This is a genomic window from Caballeronia sp. GAWG1-1 (assembly GCF_023631465.1).
Taxonomy (GTDB): Bacteria; Pseudomonadota; Gammaproteobacteria; order Burkholderiales; family Burkholderiaceae; genus Caballeronia.
Window position 1 is genome coordinate 38,146 of sequence record NZ_JALQDB010000060.1, and the last position, 6,424, is coordinate 44,569.

Below are 6,424 nucleotides of genomic sequence, written 5' to 3' on the forward strand. Positions count from 1 at the left end.
CTGATCAGGAACAGTCGGCGGCGGTTTGCTTCAACCCTTCGCCGAAGCCGGGAATGCGCTGCAACGTGCGCTTCACTTGCTCGGGCGTGATGAGGCGCGTGCATTCGAACTGACGCGGGGTGTCCTTATGCCTTGGGCACCAGAAGAAGTCCTGATGATCGAAGCGATGACGCACGTCATTCCAGCAGCCCGTGCAGGCGTGGTAGTTGATGACGCGGTACGGCGTGGCGAACTCGTTGTTCTCGGCGGTGAAGCCGCTGATCATCGCGACTGGCGTATTGCATGCCCACGCGAGCCATGCGAGTCCGCTCGACAGGCCGACGAAGAAGTCGGCATGCTTGAGCCAGCGTGCGCGTTCCTCCAGAGGGCGATCGCCGGTTTCGTCCTCCGCGCCGTGCGGGATATGGTTCCAGACGATGCCCGAGCCATGCGTCGCTTTCTGATCGATGCAGATGACGCGATACCCGGCATCCTTCAGGAACGCAACGATCTCGCGCCAGCCGGTCGGATGATTCCAGTACTTGCATTGCGTCGAGCTTTGCACCGCGATGACGACGTAGCGCTCCGCGATCGGCCGGGTGTCGTCCGCGAGCACGATGTCCGGGCGCATCTCTTCCGGGTCCACGCCGAGAATGTGACCCGCGGTGCGATGCAGCCCGACGTGCCGAAAATCGGCGGGCTGCCAGGTGTGCGCTTCATCGTCGAAGAACAGGCCGATGTTGTACGTCGCGTAATAGCGCTCCGGCTTCACTTCTTCGTGCGTGACGAACTCGATTTCCGGATAGGCGCGGCGAAAAAGCGGCGCGATCAGCGCGGACATCGCGCAGGTAAGCCTGCAGTGGTGCTTGCGCTGAAACTTGACTGCGTAAGGGAACCAGCCCATCAGGTCGCCTAGCGTGCCGACGGGAAACTGAATCAGCACCTCGCGATCGTTTGCGTCGAAACGATGAATGAATGCCGCATCGGCATGCTTGCCGCGGCTCTGGACTTCCAGTTCGAACGGGACAAAATACTTCTTTCCGCTTGCCACCGCGCCCACGCCGATATCCGTCTGGAACAGTACGTTGTTGGTCTCGTAATCACGCAGCACGACACGCCATTGGCCTTCGGGCAAAACTACGCGACAGCCGTCGTTAAAGTCGAAGCGCACGCCGTGCAAAGCCTCTTGCGTCGGCATGGGAGAGGGCAACGGGAACGGCGGTCTGGCCGCGATGTTCGCTGGTGCGGGGCACGGCGTGATAGGCGGCGTGAAGGTGATCGGCGCGACGGATGCCGTCGTTTCGGCTGCGGGAACGGCAAGAATATCGTGAGAAATCGAAGCGGTCATCGTGAACACGGAGTCGAGCTCTGAACCGGCGACCGTCAAGTCTAGCCGGGCTGATAGATAAGCCGCACACTCACGAGATGTGGCACGAAGCTGTCTACTCTCCGCTTAACGACAAGGATCTAAGCTACTGAAGCGCAAGCTCCCAAACAATTTTCGCAATGCTCCAAATCTAATCCGTAAAAATTGCCATCAATCGTCTGACGATTAAGACATGTTGTGGCAGTCAAACCAGGCGTCGAGTCGAAACTATTTGGGTTGTCGCTAGATACTCCAGTCGATACTTGTTTGATGCTATTGTTCACACACCGATTGACGATGTCGGAATGGCCGCTTTGCAACGCAGCCTCGAACACATTCTCGTCGGCCGCGCATGTAGAACGCGCGGGCTTTGGGCCACCGGCCTGGGCCGAAAGCCGCAGCTAACATGCGCGCTACATACCAGACAGTGTGTGATGGCGTATCTTGTACCCAGACGTCGAACAATTAACGAGCCGGTGTCTCATTCAAGATTACAGCGACGCGCTCAAGCAACGCGTTCATCACGAATGGCTTCGTCAGCACGTGAGCATTCCGATCGAGTTGTCGACTCAAAGCTCCCTGCTGCTGCGCATAACCCGTAATAAATAGCACCTTGAGCTCCGGCCTAAAAGCGCGTGCCTGTTCGACCATATCCAAGCCGTTCAATGTGGGCATGCCAATGTCGGTCACAACTAAATCAATTGGTGCTCTCGACTGCAGAACTTCAAGCCCCTCAACTCCATCGCTTGCTTCGGTGACCTTGTATCCCGCTTCGCGAAGCATCTCGGCCACCAACATACGTACCCCCGCCTCGTCGTCAACGAGAAGTAAATTCGTGGCCGTCGATAATTCGACAGTAGTTTCCGATGAGCTGGCATTATGGGTTGCGCATGGCGCCGCTTGAAGCTCAGGTAACCACAGGCTTACCGTAGTCCCCTTCCCCGCGACCGTATTGATAATGGCTTGTCCCTGCGACTGACGCGCGAAGCCGTAGACCATGGACAGGCCAAGTCCAGTCCCTTGTCCCATCGGCTTAGTGGTAAAAAATGGATCGAAAGCACGCGCTGCAACGTCAGGCGTCATGCCTTCTCCGTTATCGCTTACGGCGACCGAGACATAATCGCCAACTGCAAGTCCTAAGCGCTTGGCGTGCTGTTCACTGAGGGTCGTGCGATCGGTCGTAACGTCGATTTGGCCGTCGTTGGGCATAGCGTCTCGCGCATTGATGCAAAGATTCAATAGAGCATTTTCGAGCTGCGGCGCGTCGCACAACGTCAACACCGGATCGGCATGTAATGTCGCCTTAAACCTGATTGACGGGCCAATAGTGCTCTTGACCAAGTCTGATATCTCGAGCACCAGCCTATTGATATCCACCGGCTTTGGATCAAGCGTTTGCTGGCGCGAGAACGCTAGCAAACGGTGCGTTAATGCGGCCGCTTTCTCGGTGGCGCCTGAAACGTTATCTGCGTAGCGTCCAAGGTTCGTCACGTCCCCGTGCCGGATCCGCAGTTTGATCAATTCTGTGTTCGAGCTGATGATTTGCAATAGGTTATTGAAGTCGTGGGCGAGACCGCCGGTCAACTGACCAATCGCCTCCATCTTCTGCGACTGGCGCAGCGTTGCCTCGACGTCCATCAATGCTGTTGTGCGCTCATCTACGCGTCGCTCTAACTCTTGTGCGGAGAGTTTGAGCTCAAGCAAGTGTGCACGCGTTTCCTGCTGTCGCGTGCGTGCCCTGACGATACCGCGTGCTGCACTTTCGAGATCCTCCCGGCGCAGCGGACGGGCCAGCAGGGTGACGTTGCCCAGGCTCTCGAAGAGCATCCAGCGCTTGCGGCTGCTGGCGCGGTGTCCGGCAACGGTCAGAATGATGACAGGCAAATCGGACCAGACTGGTTGTTGACGGAGCGCATCAGCAAGCGACATCTCATCGATTAGCGCCTCTTCGGCGACAAACAGTCCGGCAAACGTAGAGCCGTCATCTTCTGATAGGCGCGCACCAAACTCGTTTAGAGTGTCAAGGATGCTCGTCTTGAGATCTATCGCATTGATCGTTTGAGAGATCGTCTTTGCATCGATCCCGGATGGCGCACAAATGGCGATCGAGCCCGCAGAAGGACTAGCGTATGTGTTCATTGCGCGATTGGCCGGTCAATCGTTGGGGTTTAGATACAACAGTTCCTCACCTGCGCCTGTGTAATCAGGCACGCCTGTAAAGATGCCGCGTAACGCTGACAATTCTGGGCCTAACTGCATGCCCGTAGACGAAAGCCGATATTCATGGATTGACAGATCGTGAGCGCCTGTACGGCGCTTGACGATAGCCAATGCGCGACGTAGCGTGCCCGCGGCTTCGAAGAAGCGGCACAACACTACCGTATCACTCAGAAAGCTAAGATCGATTGGATTTTCGACGTCGCCCACGACGCCTTGCTGTGCGAGGATCAGAATTGTGACAATGCCCCGCTTATTGAGATAGCTCAGCAACTCGTGCAAATGCAAGATCAGGGACTGCTCCTCGGGCATTGTACTCAGGTATGAGTTGATGCTGTCAATCACAACCACGCGAACATCGCGATCTTCGACATCCCGTCGAACCTGCCAAACGAATTCCCCCGGGGAGATTCGTGAGGGATTCATGCGTCGCCAATAGAACTTCTCTGCCCGCATTGCCTCGGCTGGACTAAGGCTCAGAGACTCGTTGCGCCGCTCGAACGTTTCGTAAGTCTCGTCGAACGAGAAGAAGCTTGCTGACTCACCGCCGCGTGTGGCGCCAAGCGCATAACTCATCGCAATGGTCGACTTTGCTGCCCCCGAAGGACCAATCAGCATGGTTGTCGTTCCGCGGTCTAATCCCTGCGAAAACACATTGTTCAAATCGTCAAAGACGCTCAAAAGCGGTTCGCCCTGCACATTGCTCTCATGCTCTTCGGCAATGAGACTAGGAAATACCAATATTTCGCCAGTCACGATGGCATAGTCATGCCACCCACTCTGAAAGTTGACGCCACGCATCTTGGCGATGCGCACGCGGCGTTGCGCAGCCCCGTAATTTCGCTCTAACAGGCGCAAAGACAGCACGCCATGCACGAAGCTATGCAGGTCGCCTTTGTCGTTCTCCGTCAGATCATCCAAAAGCAGCGCCGTGGCTTTTCCGCCTTGTAGGAAGCGCTTGAGGAACGTCATCTGCAGGCGGAATTGCAGACGGTCCTGTGCGAGCATTCGCACTTCCGATATGCTGTCGATAACAATGCGATCTGGCTTCGACTTAGCAATCTGATTTGTTAATTGCTCGATAGTCTTCCCGAATTCTACTTCCGTCGGGAACAACACAGTTTGCTGTCGCTCAGGACGAGCCTCTTCGGGAATCAGTTCAAAGAATTCGATGCCGTCGGTACTCCATCCATGTGTGCTCGCAGTAGTGACAAGTTCCTCGACCGACTCCGATAGTGTGACGTACAGGCACCGCTCGTTGCGGGCTAATCCATCAAGCAGAAAACGCATGCCAAGCGTGGTTTTCCCAGTCCCCGGTGCACCTTCGACCAGATGCAACCGATTCTTTGGTAGACCGCCCCTCAAAATGACATCTAACTCAGGGATCCCGGTTTCAATGATTGGAAGTTTGGAGTGGTCAGCCATACTGATACGCCTCGGGCAAGATAAATTGGCAAGCCCCGCAAGTTATGGTCCTACGAAAACACCCACGGCGTTCGAAGGCGGTTGTCGATACGACCCGCCGCCCTTCTTCTTTTTGTTAAAGCAGCAAGTGGATCGCGTCTGCCGTGTCATCGTCGAGACACGATTTTTCACCCTACGACTTCCTCTTATGGCCGCGGCATACGTCTCGAAAGTACTGATAAAGGGAGGCCGGTCTTGGCTTCACACACTGAACAGTCGGACGGCTCGACGTCCATTTGCTGCCTACTACGGCATTCGAAACGCACCTAAGTGGTTAAGTTGCAAAGGCAGATAACTGGTTAAGGTAAGAAAGACGCCTCGTTCAGCGCAGGGTGGGCCAGCGTGACTGTCTTTTTGAACTTTATGGGCCTGCCGCACGAATCCCGGCACGGCAATAAACTGTCATTATTTACCGATTTTGCTGCCACTTAACCATAAACCTCGCATACGAATGGTCAAGCCTGCTGGTAACAAGTCAAGACGCAAAAAAAGCCGACCTGTCAGGTCGGCAAAAAGGTCCCGGCCTTTCCGAGAAGTCGGACCAGAACCTGAGAGGAGGAAGAACAGGTCCCTTACTTAGTGGACACAACCAATATATCGTTTTCGTATGATAATTATACAGTGCCCTGGATGTTATAGAGGCGTTACAATTTTGTACGTACCGCGATGCCTTTTGAGGGGCTAGGCGTCTCGCTGCTTACAACATTGTTGCTTAGCTGCCCGCGCAATCGCTTGTAGTACTCGCCTCCGGTTGTGAAAGACAGCACGCGCGTCGCCTGCAGACGATGTTGATATCACAGCGATTTAATTCCAAGCTCGTGAAAGCTGTCTTGAGTAAGACATTCGTTTTCAATAGCAGGCGACGCAAGTGTATCGATTGCTTGGTTATTCCATGCACGAAGGAATGCTGCAAACCGGGCAGGGGCCAATGGTCGACTTATGAAGTAGCCCTGGGTACTCGTACATCCCTCTAAAACAGCGAATGCATATTGTTCAGCCGTTTCGACCCCTTCCATGGTCACCAGCAAACCTAGGCATGTACTCATGGTAATGATAGCTCGAGCGATAGCAACGCTTTCCGCGTCCAGTGGAATCCCTCGCACAAACGATCGATCGATTTTCAACCGGTCAAAAGGAAATTTTCGAAGATAACTAAGAGATGAATATCCGGTTCCGAAGTCATCCATCGAAACCCGAACTCCCATACTACGTAGACGGTTGAGCGCTTCAAGAGTTGATCCACTTTCGGTAAGCAACACCCCTTCGGTAACCTCAACCTCAAGGCGTTGGGCAGAGATATGGCCATCTCGTATGGCCGATGGTAAGCGCCTCGCGGCGGCCATTCTCGATGCATTGCGCACGTATGGCATGCTCGTGGCAGTGCGGTGACCAAAGGTT

General features: G+C 54.9%; 4 protein-coding genes. All 4 read right to left on the reverse strand.

Features of this window, described 5'->3' with window-relative positions:
• Positions 1-4: 4 nt before the first annotated feature.
• A complete protein-coding gene (locus NCT03_RS32305; RefSeq protein WP_250470067.1) occupies positions 5-1,327 on the reverse strand; it encodes an autotransporter strand-loop-strand O-heptosyltransferase in 1,323 nt (440 codons plus the stop codon).
• A 483-nt stretch (positions 1,328-1,810) separates the two neighbouring features.
• Entirely contained in the window at positions 1,811-3,484 is a 1,674-nt protein-coding gene (locus tag NCT03_RS32310) for a response regulator (RefSeq protein ID WP_250470068.1), read from the reverse strand.
• Positions 3,485-3,499: 15 nt separating this feature from the next.
• Complete coding sequence (locus tag NCT03_RS32315; protein ID WP_250470069.1) at positions 3,500-4,987, reverse strand: ATPase domain-containing protein; 1,488 nt, start codon at positions 4,985-4,987, stop codon at positions 3,500-3,502.
• An 833-nt stretch (positions 4,988-5,820) separates the two neighbouring features.
• The coding region (locus NCT03_RS32320; protein WP_250495384.1) for an EAL domain-containing protein at positions 5,821-6,424 on the reverse strand (604 nt) is incomplete at its 5' end.